The following is a 23,901-nucleotide window of genomic DNA, read 5'->3' as shown; positions in this document are numbered from 1 at the left end:
ACCCGATGTGCCTTTTCCATGATGGACAAAGGAGGAGGCACGATGTCAGATTCTTCAAGAAAGTCGGATTCTGCAAAAGTATCAGGATCGTCAAAACGTTCAGCGGCTGCAAAAAAGCCAGAAGCTTTAACGCAGCCCGTTTCCTCCGCTCATCCCTCCATCGCCTTTGATGCATCAGAATTTACCGCCGCGCTGTGCCGCCAACAGCGGCTCTGTGGCGTCGCGTCCCTGAAAGCGATGACGCCAGTGCAGTGCTGGCGTGCCGTCAGCCTTGCGCTGTCTGAACAACTGCTGATGCACTCCGCTTCGCCAATGTCTCCTGTTGCCCATACCAATACGCCTCAGCGCCATGTGAACTACCTGTCGATGGAGTTTCTGCCCGGTCGTCTGACGGGCAACAACCTGCTGAATCTGGGCTGGTATGATGCGGTAGCCGCCGTGCTGGCCGAGCAAGGCCTGAACCTGAGCGATATTCTGGAGCAGGAAACCGATCCGGGGTTAGGAAATGGCGGATTAGGTCGGCTGGCGTCCTGCTTTCTGGATTCGATGGCAACGGTGGGGCAGCCTGCAACGGGTTACGGCCTCAACTACCAATACGGTCTTTTCCGTCAGCATTTTGCGCAGGAAAAGCAGCAGGAAACGGCCGATGACTGGCAGCGCGATACCTATCCGTGGTTTTTACCGCGCGCGGAGCTGGCGGTGGAGGTCGGGTTTGGCGGGCGTCTACAACCCCAAACTGACGGAACCTTGCGCTGGTTGCCGGATACCGTTTTCAGAGGTGAAGCCTGTGACCTGCCGGTGATTGGCTATCACAACGGTGCGGCGCAGCCGCTGCGTTTGTGGCGTGCGACGCATCGCGATCCGTTTGATCTGACGCTATTCAACGAAGGGCACTATCTGCGTGCGGCACAGGCGGGGATTTCCGCCGCCAGCCTGACTAGCGTGCTGTATCCGAATGACAATCACGCGGCAGGCAAACGCTTGCGCCTGATGCAGCAGTATTTCCACTGCGCCTGTTCGGTAGCCGACATTCTGCGTCGCCATCTTAAGGCGGGGCGCGCGTTGTCCACATTGCCAGATTACGAAGTCATCCAGCTTAATGATACTCACCCGACGCTGGCGATCCCCGAACTGATGCACCTGCTGATGGATGAGCATCAGATACCGTGGGATGAAGCCTGGTCGATAACCGGACGCACTTTTGCCTATACCAACCACACGCTGATGCCGGAAGCGCTTGAGCGCTGGGACGAACGGCTGTTGGGCCGCCTGCTTCCGCGCCACCTGTCTATCATCCGGCAAATTGATGCGCAGTTTAAGGTGCAGGTCGAACAGCAATGGCCCGGCGATCGGCAGGTATGGGCGAAGCTCGCGATTCGCCACCAGCGCCAGATTCGCATGGCAAACCTGTGCGTCGTGAGCTGCTTTGCGGTCAACGGCGTGGCGGCGCTGCATTCGGAACTGGTGGTGAAAGATCTGTTCCCGGAATATCACCAGCTGTGGCCGACCAAATTCCATAATGTCACCAACGGCATTACGCCACGCCGCTGGCTAAAGCAGTGTAACCCGGCGTTGTCCGCGCTGATCGACGACACGCTGCACACGCCGTGGGTGAATGATTTGCCCGCGCTGCAAGGGCTGGAGCCTTATGCTGACGATGCTGGTTTTCGTGAGCGTTATCGACAAATCAAGGCTGATAATAAAACGCAGTTGGCGACCTATCTCCGCCAGCAGTACGACATCGTGATCGATCCGCACGCGCTGTTTGATGTGCAAATCAAGCGATTGCATGAATACAAACGTCAACACTTAAATTTGCTTCATATCCTCGCGCTATATCGTCAATTGCGTGACAATCCGCATCTGGATATAGTGCCGCACGTCTTTTTGTTCGGTGCCAAAGCGGCGCCGGGCTATGTATTAGCGAAAAACATCATTTATGCCATTAACCGGGTCGCTGCGGTTATTAATCAGGATCGCCGCGTTAACGATCGCCTGAAGGTTGTCTTCCCGCCGGATTATCGCGTCTCGCTGGCTGAACGGATGATTCCTGCCGCAGATGTGTCTGAACAGATTTCGACGGCAGGTAAAGAAGCATCCGGCACGGGCAATATGAAGCTGGCGCTGAACGGCGCGCTGACCGTCGGCACGCTGGACGGGGCGAATGTCGAAATGGCGCAGCAGGTCGGTGAAGACAATCTGTTCATTTTCGGTCACACCGTCGAACAGGTAAAAGCGCTACAGGCGCAAGGCTATGAGCCGTCTGACTATCTTGCTGTGACACCGCTGCTGCGTGAAGTGCTGAACGAGCTAGCGAGCGGTGCGTTCAGTCAGGGGGATAAAAATGCGTTTGCCCCGCTGTTGGATAGCCTGCTGAAGCTGGGCGATCCCTATATGTTAATGGCCGATTTTGCACCGTATTGTGAGGTGCAGCAGCGTGTTGATGCGCTTTACCGTGAGCCGGATGAATGGACGCGCCGCTGTGTGCTGAATACCGCCAGAATGGGGATGTTCAGTTCAGACCGGGCGATTCATGATTACCAGACGCGCATTTGGCAGGCGCATCGTTAGGAAAAGGAGAGGGTGTTCAAGGTGGATAAACTGGCAAGCCAGCAGACAGGCATCGCGGAAAGCTATACCGATGCGTATGGCAAAGAGCACATTGTTGCGGCCGCAATCAGAAACCAGATTCAGGCAATGATGGACGTTTCTGATAGCGATAATGCACCCTTGCCACCTGTTCGGGTCTTTTTGCAAGGCCGGGATGCGGTCATCGAGCTTGCTGGTCACGGTGAATACCTCTGGACGCTGATGTATGAAAATGGCGGTCAAATTCAAGGTCAGATAACGGGCGGCTCAACGCTGGCTCTGCCGGGCGTGCTACCGCTGGGTTATCACTACCTGACGCTGACGCAGGCCGATCAGCGCTGGAGCTGCCGGATTATTGTCGCGCCGCACCGCTGCTATGAACCCGAATCCTTACTACAGGGAAAACGCTGGTGGGGTGTGACCGTCCAGCTTTACACCTTGCGCTCGCAGAACAACTGGGGCGTCGGGGATTTTGGCGATCTTCGCCAGCTGATTGAGCAAATCGCCCGACGCGGCGGTGCCTTTGTGGGGCTGAACCCGCTGCATTCGCTGTATCCCGCGCTACCAGAGGCCGCCAGTCCTTACAGCCCTTCCTCCCGACACTGGCTGAACATTATTTATATCGATGTGAATCGGATCGATGATTTCCAGCAGAGCGGTGAAGCGCAGGAATGGTGGCACCGTGAGGATACGCAAAGTGCGGTTACTTCGCTGCGTGCAGGCCGCTGGGTCGATTATGAACCGGTGACGGCGCTTAAACTGACGGCCTTGCGGCTGGCTTTTCGCTACTTTACGACGCGCAGTGCGCTGGACCCGCGTATTAGCGCCTTTCGCCAGTTTGTCGTGAGCGGTGGGCAGAGTCTGCAACTTCAGGCGACGTTTGATGCATTGCAGGCTTACCTGAAAAAACAGGGTGAGAATTACGCGGACTGGCACCAATGGCCTGCCAGCTACCATGATGTACACAGCGAAACCGTGAAGTCATTCCGCCGTGAAAACAGCGATGAGATTACATTCTACAGCTGGCTGCAATGGGTGGCGCACGAGCAATTAGCGGAGTGCTACGCGCACAGTAAACAGCTTGGTCTGCCGCTCGGTCTGTATCGTGATTTAGCCGTTGGCGTTGCACAGGGCGGCGCGGAAACCTGGGATGAACGGCAGCTCTATTGCCTTGATGCCTCTATCGGTGCACCGCCGGATCCGCTCGGGCCGCAGGGACAAGACTGGCAGCTTGCACCGATGAACCCTACCATGCTTCAGCTTCGTGGCTATCAACCGTTTATCGACGTCCTGCGCAGCAACATGGCGCACTGTGGCGCGCTGCGTATCGATCACGTGATGGCGCTTTTGCGCCTGTGGTGGATACCTAAGGCGGAGTCGGCGGGCAACGGGGCTTACGTGCATTATCCGGTCGACGATCTGCTGGCGGTGCTGGCGCTGGAAAGCCAGCGCCATCGCTGCCTGATTATCGGTGAGGATTTAGGCACGGTGCCGCCGGAAATTGTCAGCAAGCTGCATGATTACGGTATCTATTCTTACAAGGTGCTGTTCTTTGAAAAGGACGAAGAAAACCACTTCCGCGCACCGGAAGACTATCCGCGTCAGGCCATGACAACTATCACGACGCACGATCTGCCAACGCTGCGCGGCTACTGGCAAACCGTGGATTTATCGCTGGGGCGGGAATTGGGGCTGTACCCGACGGAGGCGCTACTGCAAGAACAAATGCAACAGCGTGAGAAAGCGAAACAGGGGTTGCTCAACGCGTTGCATGAATTCGGACTCTTGCCGCAGCGGGTTGGCCGCAACTCGGCGCTGACGACGATGGGCGCACCGCTAAGCCGTGGCGTTCACCGCTATGTCGCCGATAGCGCAAGCGCACTGGTGGGATTCCAACTGGAAGACTGGCTAGACATGGCGACACCGGTCAATGTGCCGGGCACCAACCGCGAATACCCCAACTGGCGGCGCAAGCTCACACGTCCGCTGGAGTCGATCTTCGCTGATCGCTGCCTTGAACGACTGGTTCGGGATATGGATTTACGTCGGGGCGCGCCGACGAAAGCGCAGAAAGCCTAACAGCAGAACGAATACTCTTCCTCCCCTGAATCGGGGGAGGAAAAGCAAAGAAAAATCAGCAAGGGAGAGGATTAATAGTAGGAGTGCTCGCCGCGCTGGTGTTCGGTGAGATCTCTCACGCCTTTCAGCTCAGGGAATGTTTGCAGCAGCTCTTTCTCGATCCCTTCTTTCAGCGTGACGTCAACCATAGAACAACCGTTACAGCCGCCGCCAAATTGCAGAATCGCCAGACCGTCATCGGTAATTTCCATCAGCGTCACGCGGCCGCCGTGGCCCGCCAGCTGTGGGTTGATCTGCGATTGCAGTACATACTCGACGCGTTCCATCAGCGGGGCGTTGTCGTCCACTTTACGCATTTTGGCGTTCGGTGCTTTCAGCGTCAGCTGAGAACCTAACTGGTCGGTCACGAAGTCGATTTCAGCGTCTTCCAGATAAGGGGCGCTGAGTTCGTCCACGTAAGCGGAAATCTTTTCAAACTTCAGTACGGTATCGCTGGCTTCTACGGCATCCGGCGGGCAATACGAGACGCCGCACTCGGCGTTTGGCGTACCTGGATTGATAACAAATACGCGAATCTCTGTGCCTTCTTCCTGTTTTGCCAACAGTTTCAGGAAATGCTCCTGAGCAGCATCGGTAATACGAATCATAAGAGTAAGCTCGATAGTTGACTGCACTTATCGGTTATAATACGCCCATCCTCCCCCGACTACAAGGTTCGGCACAAACACCAGACCTGAACGCCCGCTGCACCTTGAGCCAGCAGCAGCCTGCTGATTTCAGCGGCGGTACTGCCCGTCGTGACCACATCATCCAGTAAAACCACCTGCTGCCCAGACAGCGAGACATCACAGGAAAATGCACCCCGCAGATTTCGCCGTCGCGCGCTGGCGCTGAGCGTTTGCTGTAGCGGCGTGCGTCGGGAGCGCTGCAATTCTCGTGGCTCGTAAGCACAGTTCAGCCAGCGGGCGAGAGGCCGAGCGAGCAGCTCGGTCTGGTTGAAGCCACGTCGCCACTGGCGGTTCCGGTGCAGGGGAACGGTGAACAGACGGTCAGGACGGAACAGGGGAACCCGCCCAGTGAGCTTTCGCTCGCGGTAGGCCATCTGCCAGCGCAGTAACAGCTGTCGGGCGAGCACCGCTGCCAGCTCGGTTTTATCGTGGAACTTAAAATGCTTCAGCAGCGTGTTGAACGGCGGCGCGTAGTCGCTGATGAAGGTCATCGATTGCCAGGGCGGCGGGTTTTGCAGGCAGCGTCCGCACGGATGCGTGGTGTCGCCGGAGGGCAAGCCACAACGTGGGCAGCAGAGGGGTAAACGCGGCAAATGGCGCTGGCAGTACGAGCAAATTCCCTGCTGGCTGTGATGAAGTGGCAATAAGCATAGCCAGCAGCGTGCGGAGATGGTTAACATTGTTTTCCTTAACGATCGTTTTCCCTAAATACGGGTTTTCCCTGAAATATATTGACCCCATGCAAGCGTGAAGGGGTTTCCTGAGGAAGGAAGATAACTGATGGCAGCGTTGTATTGGCAGACCGAAGGCGCAGGAAACACGGATCTTGTGTTGCTGCACGGGTGGGGATTGAATGCGCAGGTATGGCAAAGCATTATTGCGCGACTCACCCCGCATTTTCGTCTGCATTTAGTCGATCTGCCGGGCTATGGCAGAAGTCAGGGATTCGGGCCGATGTCGTTGAGTGACATGGCGGACTACGTGCTGGCGCAGGCACCGGAACGCGCCGTCTGGCTAGGGTGGTCGCTGGGTGGACTGGTTGCCAGCCAGATTGCGTTGAGCGCCCCTGCGCGGGTGGAAAAGCTGATTACCGTGGCGTCATCTCCCTGTTTCAGCGCACAGGACGGCTGGCCGGGAATTAAGCCAGATATCTTACTGGGGTTTCAACAGCAGCTTAGTGAGGATTTTCAGCGTACGGTCGAGCGCTTTCTGGCGCTGCAAACACTGGGAACGGAGAGCGCACGGCAGGATGCCCGGCTGTTAAAAAGCGTGGTGCTGGAACAGCCGATGCCATCAGTCGAGGTATTAAACGGCGGGCTGGCGATTTTGCGTGAAGCGGATTTACGCCAACCGTTAGCCGACTTGGCCGTGCCATTCCTGCGGCTTTATGGTGCGTTGGACGGGCTGGTACCGCGCAAGGTTGCCGGATTGCTGGATGACCCGTGGCCGAACTCAACCTCGGTGGTGATTCCAAAGGCTGCGCATGCACCATTTATCTCGCACCCTGATGCTTTTACCGAGCAGGTGATCGCGTTCGCTCAGGCCTAGCCGACGATAATTTACATTTTCTCCTCAATTTCTCCACGATTTAGCCGACGTCGACAGTTAAGGTAATTCGGCACTCTGTGCGCAGGGTTTTTCTCTGGGTTAAATGAATCCGATTTCGATCGAATATAAGTAGGCTGCTCGTGAAGCAGCCACGTCAAAATATGGCTGAGGAGTGTTGGAGAGATGGCGAACTTTTTTGTCGACCGTCCCATTTTTGCGTGGGTGCTGGCTATCCTTCTCAGCCTGTGCGGTATGTTGGCTATCAAGTCATTGCCGCTGGAACAGTATCCCGATCTGGCACCGCCCAGCGTGCGAATCACCGCGAGCTACCCCGGCGCGTCGGCGCAGACGCTGGAAAATACCGTTACACAGGTTATCGAGCAGAGCATGACCGGGCTGGATAACCTGATGTACATGTCCTCGGACAGCAGCAATACCGGGCAAGCCAGAGTCATGCTGACCTTCGAGGCAGGCACTGACCCCGATGAAGCCCGTCAGCAGGTGCAAAACCAGCTGCAATCCGCTATCCGCAAGCTGCCACAGGATGTCCAGCAGCAGGGCGTCACCGTGAGTAAAACGGGCGATACCAATATCCTGATGGTCGCGTTTGTCTCTACCGATGGCAGCATGGACAAGCAGGATATCGCTGATTATGTCGCGACGAATATTCAGGAACCGATCAGCCGCATCAGTGGCGTGGGCGAGGTTTCTGCCTATGGGTCGCAGTATGCGATGCGCATTTGGCTGGATCCGGCCAAACTGATGGATTATGCGCTGACCACCAGCGACGTGGTACGGGCCATCGAATCGCAGAACAGTCAGGTCTCGGTAGGACAGGTCGGCGGTGTACCGTCGGTGGATAATCAGGCGCTGAACGCGACGATCAACGCACAATCGTTGTTAGAGACGCCGCAGCAGTTTCGCGATATCACGCTGCGCGTCAATCAAGACGGCTCTGCCGTGACGCTCGGCAATGTCGCAGAAGTCGAGCTTGGTGCCGAACGCTACGATTTTCTCAGTCGTTTCAACGGCCAGTCCGCCTCCGGTCTGGGGGTGACGCTGGCGTCCGGTGCGAATGAGCTGGAAACGGATAAGCGCGTCAGAGAACGTATCGAAGAGCTGTCGCAATACTTCCCGCACGGGCTAGAAGCCAAAATCGCCTTCGAAACTTCCCCCTTTGTTAAAGCCTCGATCACCGATGTGGTGAAAACTCTGTTTGAAGCGGTGCTGCTGGTCTTTTTAGTTATGTACCTGTTCTTGCAAAATTTCCGCGCCACGCTGATTCCCACGATTGCGGTGCCGGTGGTGTTACTCGGTACGTTTGCCGTGCTGTATGCCTTCGGTTTTAGCCTGAATACGTTGACGATGTTCGCGATGGTGCTGGCGATTGGCCTGCTGGTCGACGATGCCATTGTGGTGGTGGAAAACGTAGAACGGGTGATGAGCGAGGAAGGGCTCTCGCCACGCGAGGCGACACGGAAATCGATGGGTCAGGTGCAAGGGGCGCTGGTCGGGATCGCGCTGGTGCTGTCCGCCGTGTTTGTACCAATGGCCTTCTTTGGTGGCACCACGGGCGCGATCTACCGTCAGTTCTCCATCACGATTGTGACCTCAATGATCTTGTCGGTGCTGGTGGCGATGACGCTGACGCCCGCGCTGTGTGCGACGCTGCTCAAGCCGCTCGCCAAGGGTCAACATCACGGCCGCAAAGGGTTCTTCGGCTGGTTTAACCGGAATTTTACCCGCACGTCGCTGAAGTATGAGCGCGGCGTCGGCAAGATACTAATCAGCAGCGGGCGCTGGCTGCTGCTGTATATGGGCATCATCGGGATTATGGCCTTCCTGTTTTTCCGGCTGCCGACCTCGTTTCTGCCGCAGGAAGATCGCGGTGTATTCACGACACAAGTGCAGCTCCCGCCAGGCTCGACGCAGCAGCAGACCTTGCAGGTGGTCAATAAGATTGAGCAGTACTATCTCACGCAGGAAAAAGACACCGTGACGTCCGTGTTTTCCACCATTGGCTCGGGGCCGGGCGGAAACGGGCAGAACGTAGCGCGGCTGTTCGTGCGCCTAAAAGACTGGGATGAACGCACTACGCCGGAGAGCAGTTCATTTGCCGTTATTGAACGCGCGACCAAAGCGTTTCGCAAGATTCAGGAAGCGCGCGTGTTCGCCAGCAGCCCGCCATCGATTAACGGGCTGGGGAGTGCTGCGGGTTTCGGTATGCAGCTACAGGATCGCGGTGGACTGGGTCACGATGCGCTGATGGCGGCGCGGGATCGGCTGTTAAACATGGCCGACAGCAATCCCGAACTGACGCGCGTGCGCCACAACGGTCTGGATGACAGCTCGCAGCTGCGGATTCATATCGATCAGCGCAAAGCGCAGGCGCTGGGCGTATCGGTGGACGATATTAACAGCACGCTGAAAACGGGCTGGGGCTCGACCTATGTGAATGACTTCCTTGACCGTGGCAGGGTGAAGAAAGTCTACGTTCAGGCGGCGGCGAAGTTCCGCATGCTGCCGGACGATGTCAGCAAATGGTATGTGCGCAACAACCGCGGCGGCATGGTGCCGTTCAGCGCGTTTGCGCAAACCGTCTGGGAAACCGGATCGCCGCGCCTTGAGCGTTACAACGGTTATTCCTCGCTGGAGATTGTCGGTGAAGCGACGCCAGGCGTCAGTACGGGTACGGCGATGAATATTATGGAATCGCTGGTGGCGCAACTGCCGGAAGGCTTTGGGGTGCAGTGGACGGGCATGTCGTTGCAGGAGCGATTGAGCGGGGCGCAGGCACCCGCGCTGTATGCCATTTCGCTGCTGGTGGTGTTCCTGTGTCTGGCCGCGCTGTATGAAAGTTGGACGGTGCCGTTCTCCGTCATGCTGGTGGTGCCGATGGGCGTGCTGGGGGCGCTGGTGGCAACCTGGGCGCGCGGTCTGGAAAACGATGTCTATTTTCAGGTTGGGCTACTGACGGTGGTCGGGCTATCGGCGAAGAACGCCATTCTGATAGTGGAATTCGCCAACGAAATGAACCAGAAAGGGAAGGACTTGGTTGAGGCCACGCTGGAAGCTTCCCGTCAGCGACTACGGCCGATCTTGATGACGTCGCTGGCGTTTATTTTCGGCGTCTTACCGATGGCGACCAGCAGCGGTGCGGGCTCAGCCAGTCAGCATGCGGTGGGAACAGGCGTGATCGGCGGCATGTTGGCCGCCACCTTCCTCGCCATCTTCTTCGTACCGCTGTTCTTTGTCGTCGTGCGCCGCCGTTTCCCGCTGAAGGAGAAGGCACCGCAACAGGATTAGATACAGATGCAATAATTTATGGGGAAATTCATCAAACTGTAAAAAAAGGTAACTACGTTATGTCCAGCTCAATGACGCAACCAAGGACATAACAATGAAAGCTCGCTGGTTACTGCCTTTACTGATTTCTGCTGCTCTGCCGGGAATGGTGCAGGCTCAGGCCATTTATCCCATTGACCGCGCCACCATGCTGGCAGGCGGAAAATTCGATTTTAAAGTCGAGTTTGATGAAGTACTTAAGCCGGAAGATATTCGCATTCTGATCAATGGCAAGGATTACCAGCAGGTGCTGGGCAAAACCGCCTCGTTTGTTGAGCGTGAAGACGGCGGTAACGCGTCCACGATCTGGCTGCGAGACGTGAACTTGCCGGAAGCCGGCAAGTATGTGGTAGAAGCGGAAGCCAAAGGCAAGAAGACGCTGGTGAACTGGGAAGTTTATTCAGCGGCTGGCACGCGTAAAGCCAAAAACGTGATTCTGTTCATCGGCGATGGCCTGTCCGTTGCGCACCGTACTGGCGCGCGCATCCTGTCTAAAGGGGTGACGGAAGGGAAAGCCGACGGTCGTCTGGCGATTGATGACCTGCAATACATGGCGTTTGCCGGTACGTCCAGTACCGACTCTATCGCAGCCGACAGCGCCAACACCATGAGCGCCTACATGACCGGTCACAAATCCGGTGTGAACGCGCTGGGTGTGTACGTCAGCCGTAGCAAAAGTTCACTGGATCACCCGAAGCAGGAAACGCTGGGTGAGCTGTTAACCCGTTCTACCAAGATGTCTGTCGGCGTCGTCAGCGATGCTGAACTTCAGGACGCGACGCCAGCGGCAGTCGTCTCTCACACGCGTCGTCGTGCGGATAAAGCTGAAATCGTTGAGATGTTCTACAACGTGCAGCCTACGGTCATGCTGGGCGGCGGTTCTGCCTACTTCCTGCCGAAAAGCACGCCGGGTTCTAAGCGTAAAGACGAAACCAACTACGTTGAGAAATTCCAGCAGGCGGGCTATTCACTGGTCACCGATGCAGATTCACTGAAGAAAAATGCTGCGCAGGCTACCAAACTGCTGGGGCTGTTCCACACTGGTAACATGGATGGCGTGATGGATCGTCGCTTCCTGAAAAATGACGTTGCCAAGAAATTCCCGAACCAGCCTGACCTGACCGACATGACGCAGGCGGCGCTGGATGTGCTGTCCAAAAACCAGGACGGCTTCTTCCTGATGGTGGAATCCGCGCTGATCGACAAAGCGTCTCACCCGCTGGATTGGGAACGCGCCTTCACTAACACCATCATGCTGGATCAGTCTGTCGCTATCGCCAAGAAATTTGCCGAGAAAAACCCAGACACGATGATCATCGTGACGGGCGACCATACACATGGCCTGTCTATCATCGGTACCATTGATGACAGCAAACCGGGTACCGAGATGCGTGAGAAAGTCGGCGTGTATGAAGATGCGGGCTATCCGAACTATAAGGATGCCAACAAAGACGGCTACCCGGATGACCTGAACGTCTCCAAACGTTTGGCCGTGTTCTTCAACAACTACCCAGACTATTACGAAACGTTCCGTCCGAAGCTGGATGGCCAGTTCGTTCCTGCTATCAAGAACGAAAAAGATGAATACGTTGCCAACAAAGCCTACGAGAAAGTGCCGGGTGCGGTATTCCGTGAAGGGATCCTGCCACGCTCTTCCGATACGGGTGTTCATGCCGTTGACGACATGGTGATTCAGGCGAGCGGCCCAGGTGCAGAGCGTATCCGTGGTTACATGGAAAACACCGATCTGTTCCGGGTGATTGTTGATGCACTGGCGGTGAAACCGCAGGACAAAAAGTAATCCTACGACGCTATGAATAATGCGAAATGCAGCAAAGCGGGGGCGACCCCGCTTTTATTCTCTTGGCTGCGCGCGGTGCTGGTGATCTTCCTCCTCGGAAGTATCGCCCCGGTGAAAGCCGCGCAGTCTGAACTCTCCTTCGACAAGCTGTACGCCTCTTACGGCGTGCTGGGTCTGGAATTCTCCAATGAAGTCAAAACGCTCTCCGGTAAACGGGTCAAGATGCGCGGCTTCATGGCACCGCCACTCAAGGCGGAGTCACAATTCTTTGTCTTAACCAAAATGCCAATGGCGCTGTGCCCTTTCTGTTCGTCTGATGCGGACTGGCCTGAAGATATCCTCGTCGTTTACCTCGCCAAACGTCAGACCTTCGTACAGAACAACACCATGATTGAGGTGGAAGGCGTGCTGGAACACGGATCGTGGACCGACCCTGAAACGGGTTTTGTCAGCCTGCTGCGACTGCGTGAAGCCACGTTCGATACCCTTTAGGAGCGCTGATGGCTGAGTTATTGATTCAACACCTGAGTGTGACTTTCCCCGATACGTCCGAGGCCGTGCTGGCTATTCCTGCGCTGTCTATTTGTTCTGGCGAACGGGTCGCGGTGATGGGGCCTTCCGGCTCCGGTAAGACCACGCTGGTGAATGCCATCACCGGCATGGATCACAGCGGAACGGGCTGTGTGCAGTGGGAAAAGCAGGACATCTGGCAGATGAACGAAGCGGAACGTGACCGCTGGCGGGCGCAGCATATCGGGTTGGTGATGCAGGATTTCCACCTGTTCCCCGGCCTGAGTGCGATAGAGAACGTCTTACTGCCTGCGCAGTTTCACCACTGGCGGATCCCCGCGTCGCTCAGAGAGCGGGCGGCGGATTTGCTGGCACAGGTAGGGCTGAATACCGCGAAACGTCCGATTGAAGTGCTATCACGCGGCGAGAAGCAGCGGGTGGCGGTCGCAAGAGCGTTGCTCAGCAAGCCTGACATCATCATCGCCGATGAGCCAACGGCCAGTTTGGATGCGCAGAGCGGCGAGCAGATCGCCGACCTGCTGGTGACGCTGGCGCGCGATAGTCGCGCGACGCTTATCGCGATTACGCACGATGCGCGTCTGGCTTCACAGATGTCGCGCTGTATTCAACTGGAAAAAGGACGCCTTGTGGCGGACACGCTGTATCAGGAGGATCGCGCATGATTCCTTGGCGTCTTATCTGGGTCGACTGGCGTCGGCTCTGGCCGGGTGTGCTGGTCGTGGTGTTGCTGATCGCCGTGGCGACAGCGTTAAGTATTTCGGTGAGTTTGCAGGAAAGAGCGCTGCGCATGGGCAGTGCCAAAGCGGCTGACCGTTTCGATCTGGTGATCGGCGCGCCGGGGAGCGAAACCCAACTGGTGCTGTCGTCCGTTTTCCTGCAACCGTCGGCACTGACGCTGATTCCTGCGCAGGTGCTGACCGATCTGGAGAAGAACCCGCTGGTTGCCTGGGCGGCACCGGTTGCGTTTGGTGATTTCTATCAGGGGATGCCGATTATCGGCACCACACCGCCGCTGGTCACGGATAACGGCAAGCGACAACTCACCGCCGGGCGCGTGTTCAACGACGGCTTTGAAGCCGTGGTAGGGGCGCAAACGGGGCTGACGGTGGGGAGTACATTTAGCCCGATTCACGGTCAGGTGGGGACGGAAGGGGCGCACGCGCACGATGACGTCATCTATACCGTTGTCGGTGTTTTGCCTGCTGACGGCAGCGCGTGGGATAAAGCGATTCTGGTTCCGGTGAACGCGGTGTGGCGAGTACATGGCATCCATCCACCGCATGCTGCGGACGATGCGCACCACGATGATCACGACCATGATGAACATGAGCACGAAGGTGAACATGACGGCCATTCGCATGATGAAACCACGCAGGCGGAAGGTGAGCCGCATGCCGATGAGCATCACAATGACGCGCATCCAGCGGAAGGCGCGGAAAGCGGTGACCATCATGCGGATGCCGCTCAGCCAGTAACGGCGTCACACGCTGATGAACACGGCGAAGCCGAAGCACACGGACACGCACATCAGGCTGGTTTGCCCGCTATTGTCGTTAAACCGAAAACGATCGCGGGTGCTTATCAACTGCGTTCGCTGTACCGCAGCAACACGACACTGGCAGTGTTCCCCGGCGAAGTGCTGGTGAAGCTCTACTCGATGCTGGGCGATATTCGTGAGCTGTTGACCTATATCTCGCTGGGCACGCAGGGATTAGTCGGCGTCGCGGTGGCGATGGTAGCGGTTATCCACCTGCGGCAGCGGCAGAAACAGATCGGCGCACTGCGTGCCTTTGGCGCACCGCGCTACGGTATTTTCACGCTGATTTGGAGCGGGCTGATGTCGCTGGTGAGCGTCGGCGTACTGCTGGGTGTCGGTCTGGGCTACCTTGCCGCACGTGCGATTGCGGTGGTCATGAGTGAGAAAAGCGGCTTTGTCCTGCCGGTGACGCTGGAATGGGAAGACATCCACTTCGTCTTGCTCCTGTTGCTGGTCGCCGCCGTAGTACTCACCATCCCCGCGATGTTGTCTTATCGCCAATCTCCCGCCACGGCGCTACGCGGCGACTAAGTGTGGTGAATGAGTGTGGTGAGTAAGCCGCTGAGCTAGGCTGTATTAGCATCGGGCGCGTGGTTTCTGTGCTTGGTGCTGTCCTTCGCTGTCTTACCGTCGTGACATAAAAAAGCAGGGTGAACGTGGTTCACCCTGCTGCATTTTACTCTCTTGGCGTAACGCCTGAGGGGATTAGCGTAAATCCAACATCGCGATATGGTCCATATCGTCAAACGTCAGGTTTTCGCCGATCATGCCCCAAATAAAGGCGTAGTTTTTGGTGCCGACGCCGGTGTGAATCGACCAGCTTGGGGAGATCACCGCCTGTTCGTTATGCATCACCAGATGGCGCGTTTCATGCGGTTCACCCATCATATGGAAAACAATGGTGTCTTCCGCCATGTCAAAATAGAAGTACACTTCCATTCTGCGCTCATGGGTATGCGTCGGCATTGAATTCCAGTTGCTGCCTTCCGCCAGACGCGTTAATCCCATGCTCAGCTGGCAAGTTTCCACCACTTCCGGCACCAGATATTTGCAAATCGTCCGCTTGTTACAGGTTTTGACATCACCTAGTGGTGCCTTGACCGCCTGATCCTGCGTAATAATGCGTGTCGGGAAAACGGCATGTGCAGGTGCGCTGTTATAATACAGTTTCGCTGGCTTGGTGCTATCCAAGCTGCTGAACGCTAAGGCTTTCGTGCCCTTTCCGACATAGAGCGCTTCCTCATTACCAACTTCGTAACTTGTGCCGTCGATAACGATTTTTGCCGGGCCGCCGATATTAATCAGCCCCAACTCGCGACGCTCAAGAAAATAGTTCACGCCAAATTGTTTGCCGATGCCGTCATCAAACGTTATCTCGCCATCCACCGGCATGATCCCGCCCACCACGATACGGTCGATGTGGCTGTAGGTCATGGTGTATTGGTTTGGCGTAAATATCTGCTCAATAAGAAATTTCTTTCTCAGCTCAGTGGTATCAAGCGTTTTCGCATGTTCACTGTGTACACTTTGTCGTACGTCCATTTTGCTACCTTCTTATGCGGTTTTAGGTGAAAAGCGTTTTGCCCATACTGCCGTAAGGATGGGTACCAGTACTGATGTCACGATCACACTGGTGGCGACTAACGCTGTTGCCTGTTGAGCGACCGGAGCGAATTCCGGAGCCATATTCGCGATCAACAGAGGAGTGGCGACGGCGGCACCCGCGCTGCTGGATGCGGCCACGCCTGCGGTTCCATTACCACCGCCGATAAATTTATCCGCCAGAATCAACGGGATACCTGTAACAACAATCACCAACAGGCCGAGGAAGATACCTGCGAAGCCCGTCTGGAGGATCACGGATAAATTAATGGTGTTACCTAACGCAAAGGCAAAGAAAGGAATCAGCGTTTGTACTGAATTACCGAACAGCTTTCTCAAGTCCGGGTCCAGGTTGCCCAATGCAAAACCAATCAGGAAAGGCAGGACGGCACCGACAAATAACTGAGGTTCAAAGGTCGCGATACCGCTGGCACCCAGAATGACCATGGTCATCAACGGGCCGGATTCCAGAGACATCAGTACGAACGCGCCCGCTTCTTCTTTCGAACCGTATTGGTTCATCAGGGCAGCGTACAAACCGCCGTTAGTCATGTCCATTGCCGCGACCAGCGCCAGCACGGAGATCCCAGCCAGCATCCCGTTTTGGATGCCGTCACCCGGTAAGAATGTGCCCGCGATCAGCGCCACAATCCAGGCGGTGGCGATTTTGGTAACCACCAGAACGCCTGATTTTCTCAGCATCGTTCCTGTTGCTTTAAATTCAATGGACGCGCCCATGCAGAAAAACCAGACTGCCAGAATAGGGATTGTGCCAGTAATCAGACCGTTACTGAAAGAACCTAAGAATTTCCCGGCTCCTGGCGTAAAGGTATTACATAACGCGCCCAAAAAGAGCGGCACCAGCATTAATCCCCCAGGGATTTTATCAATAGCTTGTTTGATTTTCATAAAAGACCTCATTAAAAGATAAAAGCATGTTCAGCCCGCTTTCAGTGAAAGCAGATGGAGTATTGGTATAAAGTAATAAATAGGGGGGAATAAAACCCAAGGGGTTATTACCCGATTTCATTAACTATTGAAGATGGTTGTCCCCATTATAAAATTGATAATTAATAATTTTCGTCATCTTAATGATGACTTCTTTAATGTTTTTTTAGTTATAGTTGGCCTTCCCGTAATGCTTAATTAGCGTTTACAGGTCATTATGTCGTGACATATCCGTCACGCTATTTACGCGACTATGATGAATTTCAATAAATCACAAAGTGAAATCCACTAGGATTATTTTCACTAAATATATTATCTAATATCAATATTCCGGCTGTTAATATGCGCGGTAATCGCTTTGCTGGTTTTAATCAGGCTTGCCAGATGCTTTTCTTTTTTTCCATTAGCATATTGCGACTGCATACCGTTAACGCCAATAGCGGCGATGACTTCACCATTTTGGTTAAAGATCGGCGCGGCCATGCAGCAAATCTCTTCTATATCTTCGCCGTCGTCTATTGCCCAGCCCTGTTCCTTGACGGTTTTCAGGTGCTGTAGAAAATCTTCTTTGTTGGTAATTGTCCGAGGGGTCAAATACTCAAAGGTGCAATCGGCAATCAGTGATTCAATTCTTTCCTGCGGCAGCCAGGCGACGAGCACTTTTCCCAGAGACATACGGTTAAATACAATTTTCTTACCTTCCCAGGATGTTTTTACGATGGCCTTGGGCGATTCAACTTTACTCAGGAAGAAACCATTATCGCCGTCCATAATACCAAGATGGCAGGTCAGCTCTGTCTCTTTGACTAATTCATGCATAAAGTTAATCGTGTCTTTACGCAGATCAATATTCTTTATTACCAGACCGCCAAGCTCAAACAGTCTCAACCCCAAAACGTAACGACCGTCAGCGCGCTGACGTAACAATTGCGTAACCACCAGCACTTCCAGTAGATGATGTACGCTGCTTTTGGGTATAGACAAATCAGTGCAAATCTCAGTGAAGCTGGCTTCGTCATGTTTGGCGATGTAGTCAATAATCATCACTAAACGGACGGCTGCTGGCGCTTTACTGTGTTCGAGCTGTTGGAATATATTCATGACTGTTCTATATATAAAACTATGGTTTCCTATATAGAACAATAATAACGCAACGGTAATTTATTTACCTAGATGCAGATCACAAAATAATCGTGAAGTGGTTGAATATTTCAATATAAATGAAACGTAGTTTTATTAGGGAAACAAAATGGCGGTATTTTGGCAGGAAAGATGCCTGACCTTATGAAAACGAGGTCAGGCATGATTTAAATGACAGAACGCCGGTTAGCGCTTTTTAAAGGCAGCGGCTAGGGCATCGCCCATCGCGCTGTTGCCGGCGACAGGGGCGCTAGCGGGACGAGGACGTGATTTACCGGCTGGCTGACGCGAGGAAGTATTGCTATCGCTACGCGCATTGCCACCGCCACGGCGTGATGCCGTCTCGCCCGGCTGTTCATCAAGGCGCATGGTCAGCGCAATACGCTTACGTTGCAGATCCACTTCCATCACTTTCACTTTGACGATATCGCCCGCTTTCACGACCTTGTGCGGATCGTCGACGAAATGGTCGGCCAGTGATGAGATGTGTACTAAACCGTCCTGATGGACGCCGATATCCACAAACGCACCAAAGTTGGTGACGTTGGTGACCGCGCCTTCCAGAATCATGCCCGGCAGGAGATCGTTTAAGGTTTCCACGCCGTCGGCGAAGCTGGCGGTTTTGAACTCAGGACGTGGATCGCGACCCGGTTTTTCCAGTTCTTTGATGATGTCGGTTACTGTCGGCACGCCGAAACGCTCATCGGTGAAATCTGAGGGCTTCAGGTTACGCAGCGCGTTGGGGTTCCCCATTAGCTCCTGCAACGCCTGTTCGGTCGCGGCCAGAATGCGCTCTACGATCGGATAGGCTTCTGGGTGAACGGTAGAAGCATCCAGCGGGTTGTTGCCGTGGTTGATGCGCAGGAAACCCGCACACTGCTCAAAGGCTTTTGGCCCCAAACGACTGACTTTCAGCAGCTGTTCGCGGTTATGGAAGCGGCCATTCTCATCACGCCAGGTCACAATATTTTGCGCCATCATGCGCGTCAGCCCGGCGACACGGGTTAACAGCGCCACGGACGCGGTATTCAGGTCAACGCCGACGGCGTTTACGCAGTCTTCGACCACCGCATCCAGTTTCTTCGCCAGCAGACTTTGGCTTACGTCATGCTGATATTGACCCACGCCGATGGATTTCGGGTCGATCTTCACCAGCTCCGCCAGCGGATCCTGCAAACGACGGGCGATAGAGACTGCGCCGCGCAGCGAGACATCCAGATCGGGGAATTCCAGCGCTGCCAGCTCGGAGGCGGAATACACCGACGCGCCTGCTTCGCTGACGATCACTTTCTGCGCGTTGATCGCCGGGAACTGTTTCTGCGTGTCGAGGAAGAAACGTTCGGTCTCACGTGAGGCAGTACCGTTGCCAATCGCTACCAGCTCAACCTGATATTTGAGGCATAGTGCGGCAACAATTGGAGCGGCTTTCGCTGCCTGACCGGTATGCGGATAAATCGTATCGGTCGCGACCAGCTTGCCGGTGGCATCCACCACCGCGACTTTTACGCCAGTACGCAAGCCGGGATCGAGACCCATTGTGGCACGCATGCCCGCAGGCGCGGCCATCAGCAGGTCGTGCATGTTGCGGGCGAAGACGTTGATCGCTTCGTCTTCCGCTTTCTCACGCACGCTGCCCATCAGCTCGGTTTCAAGGTGCAGCAGCACTTTAATGCGCCACGTCCAGCTAATGACGGCGCGCCGCCAGCTGTCTGCCGCAGCATTCCCCAAACGCAGGTTCAGGTGGTCGATAATAATCTGTTCGCAGTAGCTTTCACGCGGCGCTTCTTCGTGCTGTGGATCGGCGTTCAGTGCCAGTTGCAGTACGCCTTCGTTACGGCCACGGAACATCGCCAGTGCGCGGTGTGAAGGCACCTGAGCAATCGGTTCGTGATGATCGAAATAATCGCGGAACTTCGCGCCTTCTTCCTCTTTCCCTTCTACGACGCGGGAAACCAGATGGGCGTTTTTCCACAGGTAGTTACGCACTTTTGCCAGCAGCGTGGCGTCTTCGGCAAAGCGCTCCATCAGGATGTAACGTGCGCCGTCCAATGCGGCTTTCACGTCCGCTACGCCTTTCTCGGCATCGACATAAGCCTGTGCCGTCAGCTCCGGCTCCTGGCTTGGGTCTTGCCACAGGCCATCGGCCAGCGGTTCCAGACCCGCTTCAATCGCGATCTGCCCGCGCGTGCGGCGCTTAGGTTTGTACGGCAGGTAGAGATCTTCCAGCTCGGTTTTGCTCAGCGTGCCTTTTATGGCGGTGGCGAGCTGTGGGGTTAATTTCCCCTGATCGTCGATGGATTTCAGAATAGTCTGGCGTCGGTCTTCCAGTTCACGCAGGTAACCGAGGCGCGTTTCGAGCTGGCGCAGTTGGGTGTCATCCAGCCCGCCGGTCACTTCTTTACGGTAACGGGCGATAAAAGGGACGGTGTTTCCTTCGTCCAGCAGGCGGACTGCGGCGTCTACCTGCTCCGTACGCGCCTGCAATTCGCTGGCGATAAGTTGGCTTAATGAATCATTCATAGGTCTGATATCAGTCGTCGTCAAATTAGTGGAATAAAAGGTAGTGGAATTAAGTAGTGAGTGAAACCAGTGAGGACAGTTATACGGATTGAGCGTGCAAAATGCCAGCCGCTGCCGTCTGGAAAACGCGGATGATCTCGCGTCGTTCAGTGCAACAAAATTTACCTACATCAATATTCCTTCAGATTCTTGCAACCCACTCACGAATTTAGCGTATGACATACGTTGGCTTTGTGTTGCTTTAAATTGAGCGCTGTAAATTGAGTGCCGCACGGGATGTCCTATCCAGAAGCCCGTAAGAGCGGACGAGAACAACATCATTATTCGGGCAGGAGAAAGGTTCATGACAGTCAGAACGTCCACGTTGACGGCAGAAGGGCAGGCGGATATCACGCTGGATATGCGTTCCGGCGTACTGGGGAAAACGGCGGTGGATATTCGCCCACTCGCTGAGCACGGGCTGTGCAGCTATGACCCCGGTTTTGCCAATACGGCAGGGTGCGAGTCGGCGATTACCTATATTGATGCGGTGAATAGCGTGTTGCTGCATCGGGGCTTCCCTGTCGAACAGCTCGCCGAACAGTGTGACTTTACTGAGGTCTGTTACATCCTGCTGCATGGCGAAGCGCCTTCGGCGGAAGCGTATGCGAAATTTGCCGACAACATCACCCGCCATACGCTGGTTCATGAGCAAATTTCCCGCATGTTCAGTGGTTTTCGTCGCGATTCCCACCCGATGGCGCTGATGTGCGCGGTGGTCGGTGCGCTAGCCGCGTTCTATCACGATGTATTGGATATTCATAACGCGGAGCACCGCGAGCTGGCGGCCGTGCGGCTGTTGTCGAAAATGCCGACGCTGGCGGCGATGTGCTACAAATATTCCATCGAACAGCCGTCCGTGTATCCCCGTAATTCGCTCTCCTATACCGGTAACTTCCTGCACATGCTGTTTTCGATTCCGGCGGAGAAATATGAAGTGAATCCGGTGCTGGAACGAGCGATGAACCGCATCCTGATTCTGCATGCCGATCATGGTCAGTGCCCGTCTACGATGGCGGTCAGAGCATCAGGTTCCTCCGGCGCGAACCCGTTTGCCTGCATTGCTGCTGGGCTGGCATCGATGTGGGGGCCGCTGCACGGTGGGGCGAACGAAGCCTGTATGCGCATGCTGGAAGAGATTAAAACGGTCGATCGCGTCCCTGAATTTGTACGACGCGCGAAAGACCGCTGCGATTCATTCCGCCTGATGGGATTCGGTAACTCGGTCTACCAGCATTTCGACCCACGCGCGGCGATTCTTCGTAAAACCTGTTATGAAGTGCTCAATGAACTCGGCACGGAAGATAGTCTATTGCAGGTGGCGATGGAGCTGGAACACATCGCCATGACTGACGCCTATTTTCTGGAGAATAAACTCTACCCAAGCGTCGATTTCTATACATCGGTCATTCTCAAAGCGATGGGGCTGCCGCCGTCAATGTTTACGGTTATTTCCACCGTCGGCAGAACGATCGGCTGGATTGCGCATTGGGATGAGATGCATAAGCAGGATGAAATCAGCATCTACCGTCCGCGCCAGGTTTATACCGGACAGCCGCGTCGGGACTATGTTTCCGCGCTGAAAGACTGAGGCGATTGTCACCATGATGCCTATGTCTCGGCATAGGCATCATGGTGATCGTGGGCAGGACAAGCCTAGAATTTTTCCCAGTTATCCTGTGCGTTGCCGACCGGCGCAAGCGCCAAACGAGTTGGTTGGGCTTTTTTCGCCATCGGCGCTGGGCGGACGGTTGGCGTACCGCGCAGGTGGAAATGGTTCATGAGCGTAACCAGATGAGAGGACTGTTCGCGCAAGCTGGTTGCCGCATTGGCAGATTCTTCCACCAGCGTCGCGTTCTGCTGGGTGACCTGATCGAGCTGGTTCACGGCATCATGAATTTGCGAAATACCGGATTCCTGCTCCTGCGTTGTTGTCCCGATTTCACTGATTAAATCTGCCACGCTGCGCGCCTGACGCACCAGCTCATCAATGGTGCTGCCCGTGTCTTCAACCAGACGATTCCCCGCTTCCACTTTTTCGACGCTGGTGTTGATCAATACTGCGATTTCTTTCGCGGCGGAGGCGGAGCGCTGTGCCAGCGAGCGTACTTCCCCTGCCACCACGGCGAAACCGCGGCCTTGCTCGCCCGCGCGTGCGGCTTCGACCGCCGCATTCAGCGCCAGAATATTGGTCTGGAAGGCGATGCCATCAATAACGCTGATGATGTCGCGGATTTTGTGTGAACTGGTGGAGATCTCTTTCATCGTAATGACCATATCGCTGATGGCATCACCGCCCTTGGTCGCCGTTTCGCTGGCCTGGCTGGCAAGTTGAGTGGCGCTACGCACGGTATGCGCATTCTGACGAATCGCCTGGCTCATCTGCTCCATTGACGCAGCCGTTTGTTGCAGGCTGGCGGCCTGCTCTTCCGTACGCTGGCTCAGGTTTTCGCTGCCTGCGGCGATTTGGCTGGAGCCGGAAGCGATGGCTTCGCTGCTCTGCCGCACCTGCTCGACGATATCGCCCAGGTTATGGCTCATATGACGCATGGTGGCTAACAGGCTGCTGTGGTCGTTCGGCTTGATATCGATATCGACGGCCAGATCGCCATCGGCCACCTGCCGGGCAACGTGGGTGGCGTAGAGTGGTTCTCCTCCCAGCTGGTTTTTCAGCGTGCGGGTAATCAGCCAGGCCACGGCAGCGGCCATGACGGCGGCGGCAAGCGCGAGAATCAGCATGATAACGCTGCCGGACTGTGCATCCTGCTGTGCACCGCTGACAATCTCGTTGGTATCCTGCTGCTGCGAGGCCATCATCGCGTCCAGCACTTTGAACAGTGCGTTTTGTGCCGTCTGCATCTCATTGAGAATAATGGCGTTACCCTGCAGACGCTGCTGTGGATCGGTGGATTGCACCAGCTCCATCGCTTTCAAAAAGGCGGCAAGGTAGGGCGGACGGGTGTCCTGAAACTGTTTCAGCAGCGCGCTGGTGCCTTCGGTATCGAGCTGTTGCCCCAGCTTTTTCAGGTTGGCGGTATTGCGGGCAATTTGCTCGTCGACGAACTGCTTTTCCTGCTTGATTTGTGCAGGGTCGGTGCTGAGTGCCATGTTACGGATCAGGCGAGCATTGGCGTCAAAGCCGGCTTTAACTTCCTGAATCAATAACATATTCGCCAACGTGGTGCCGGAAAGCCGGTTGATGTCGTTACCCAGCCCAACCAGTTGGAGTCGTCCGAAGAATGCCACCATCAGGCTGATGATAATAACCAGAGAAAATCCCATACCCAGCATCTTGCCGAGTTTGATTCTGTTCAGCATATTCATAAACATCCTTAATTTTTTGACATGCTATGAAGGCACAGCGGAGGGGGCTTGCTATCGTAATCGATGCAAGTAATGACGAGGCATTATAGCTATGTTTCGCATTTTCGGGATACACCGGTAACTCCCGCGTTCAAAAACATATTGATAAGAATATCTGTAATATCGGCAAG

Annotated in this window: 16 protein-coding genes; 9 read left to right on the top strand and 7 right to left on the bottom strand. The window is 55.3% G+C overall.

Going from position 1 to position 23,901, the window contains the following annotated elements:
* The first annotated feature begins 42 nt into the window (after positions 1 to 42).
* The gene (malP, locus tag BJJ97_RS03320) at positions 43 to 2,571 is read left to right on the top strand and encodes a maltodextrin phosphorylase (protein WP_095993058.1); all 2,529 of its coding nucleotides are present in this window, start codon (positions 43 to 45) and stop codon (positions 2,569 to 2,571) included.
* A 12-nt stretch (positions 2,572 to 2,583) separates the two neighbouring features.
* Positions 2,584 to 4,668, top strand: a complete 2,085-nt coding sequence (malQ, locus tag BJJ97_RS03315; RefSeq protein WP_095993057.1) for a 4-alpha-glucanotransferase — start codon at positions 2,584 to 2,586, stop codon at positions 4,666 to 4,668.
* A 71-nt stretch (positions 4,669 to 4,739) separates the two neighbouring features.
* Here the strand turns inward: malQ and nfuA are convergent, their stop codons facing one another.
* Both nfuA and gntX read right to left on the bottom strand, forming a co-directional pair.
* Complete coding sequence (gene nfuA / locus BJJ97_RS03310) at positions 4,740 to 5,315, bottom strand: Fe-S biogenesis protein NfuA (protein ID WP_039484731.1); 576 nt, start codon at positions 5,313 to 5,315, stop codon at positions 4,740 to 4,742.
* Positions 5,316 to 5,374: 59 nt separating this feature from the next.
* The gene (gene gntX / locus BJJ97_RS03305) at positions 5,375 to 6,076 is read right to left on the bottom strand and encodes a DNA utilization protein GntX (protein ID WP_095993056.1); all 702 of its coding nucleotides are present in this window, start codon (positions 6,074 to 6,076) and stop codon (positions 5,375 to 5,377) included.
* A 100-nt stretch (positions 6,077 to 6,176) separates the two neighbouring features.
* Between gntX and bioH the strand changes: the two genes are divergently transcribed.
* From bioH to BJJ97_RS03275, 6 genes are all read left to right on the top strand, one after another.
* Positions 6,177 to 6,944, top strand: a complete 768-nt coding sequence (gene bioH / locus BJJ97_RS03300; RefSeq protein ID WP_095993055.1) for a pimeloyl-ACP methyl ester esterase BioH — start codon at positions 6,177 to 6,179, stop codon at positions 6,942 to 6,944.
* Positions 6,945 to 7,127: 183 nt separating this feature from the next.
* A complete protein-coding gene (gene acrD / locus BJJ97_RS03295) occupies positions 7,128 to 10,250 on the top strand; it encodes a multidrug efflux RND transporter permease AcrD (RefSeq protein WP_095700816.1) in 3,123 nt (1,040 codons plus the stop codon).
* Between the two features lie 94 nt (positions 10,251 to 10,344).
* Entirely contained in the window at positions 10,345 to 12,090 is a 1,746-nt protein-coding gene (locus BJJ97_RS03290; protein ID WP_095993054.1) for an alkaline phosphatase, read from the top strand.
* A gap of 12 nt (positions 12,091 to 12,102) precedes the next feature.
* Positions 12,103 to 12,582, top strand: a complete 480-nt coding sequence (locus BJJ97_RS03285; RefSeq protein WP_095993053.1) for a hypothetical protein — start codon at positions 12,103 to 12,105, stop codon at positions 12,580 to 12,582.
* Between the two features lie 8 nt (positions 12,583 to 12,590).
* The gene (locus BJJ97_RS03280) at positions 12,591 to 13,283 is read left to right on the top strand and encodes an ABC transporter ATP-binding protein (protein ID WP_095993052.1); all 693 of its coding nucleotides are present in this window, start codon (positions 12,591 to 12,593) and stop codon (positions 13,281 to 13,283) included.
* Positions 13,280 to 14,689, top strand: a complete 1,410-nt coding sequence (locus BJJ97_RS03275) for an FtsX-like permease family protein (protein ID WP_095993051.1) — start codon at positions 13,280 to 13,282, stop codon at positions 14,687 to 14,689. Before BJJ97_RS03280 ends, BJJ97_RS03275 begins: the two co-directional genes overlap by 4 nt.
* A gap of 174 nt (positions 14,690 to 14,863) precedes the next feature.
* Here BJJ97_RS03275 and kduI read toward each other — a convergent pair whose 3' ends face one another.
* From kduI to BJJ97_RS03255, 4 genes are all read right to left on the bottom strand, one after another.
* Complete coding sequence (gene kduI / locus BJJ97_RS03270; protein WP_095993050.1) at positions 14,864 to 15,700, bottom strand: 5-dehydro-4-deoxy-D-glucuronate isomerase; 837 nt, start codon at positions 15,698 to 15,700, stop codon at positions 14,864 to 14,866.
* Between the two features lie 12 nt (positions 15,701 to 15,712).
* Complete coding sequence (gene kdgT / locus BJJ97_RS03265) at positions 15,713 to 16,669, bottom strand: 2-keto-3-deoxygluconate transporter (protein ID WP_039484683.1); 957 nt, start codon at positions 16,667 to 16,669, stop codon at positions 15,713 to 15,715.
* A 351-nt stretch (positions 16,670 to 17,020) separates the two neighbouring features.
* A complete protein-coding gene (locus tag BJJ97_RS03260; RefSeq protein ID WP_039484681.1) occupies positions 17,021 to 17,809 on the bottom strand; it encodes an IclR family transcriptional regulator in 789 nt (262 codons plus the stop codon).
* A gap of 225 nt (positions 17,810 to 18,034) precedes the next feature.
* Complete coding sequence (locus BJJ97_RS03255) at positions 18,035 to 20,368, bottom strand: Tex family protein (RefSeq protein WP_095993049.1); 2,334 nt, start codon at positions 20,366 to 20,368, stop codon at positions 18,035 to 18,037.
* Between the two features lie 343 nt (positions 20,369 to 20,711).
* On the opposite strand from BJJ97_RS03255, the gene BJJ97_RS03250 reads away from it, so the two are divergent.
* On the top strand, positions 20,712 to 21,998 hold the full coding sequence (locus tag BJJ97_RS03250; protein WP_095993048.1) for a citrate synthase: 1,287 nt from the start codon (positions 20,712 to 20,714) through the stop codon (positions 21,996 to 21,998).
* A 65-nt stretch (positions 21,999 to 22,063) separates the two neighbouring features.
* Here BJJ97_RS03250 and BJJ97_RS03245 read toward each other — a convergent pair whose 3' ends face one another.
* Positions 22,064 to 23,731, bottom strand: a complete 1,668-nt coding sequence (locus BJJ97_RS03245; protein ID WP_095993047.1) for a methyl-accepting chemotaxis protein — start codon at positions 23,729 to 23,731, stop codon at positions 22,064 to 22,066.
* Between the last annotated feature and the right edge of the window lie 170 nt (positions 23,732 to 23,901).

The organism is Pectobacterium polaris (assembly GCF_002307355.1).
Classification (GTDB): Bacteria; Pseudomonadota; Gammaproteobacteria; order Enterobacterales; family Enterobacteriaceae; genus Pectobacterium; species Pectobacterium polare.
Note: the sequence above shows the minus strand (reverse complement) of the source record. Positions and strands in the feature narration are given on the sequence as shown.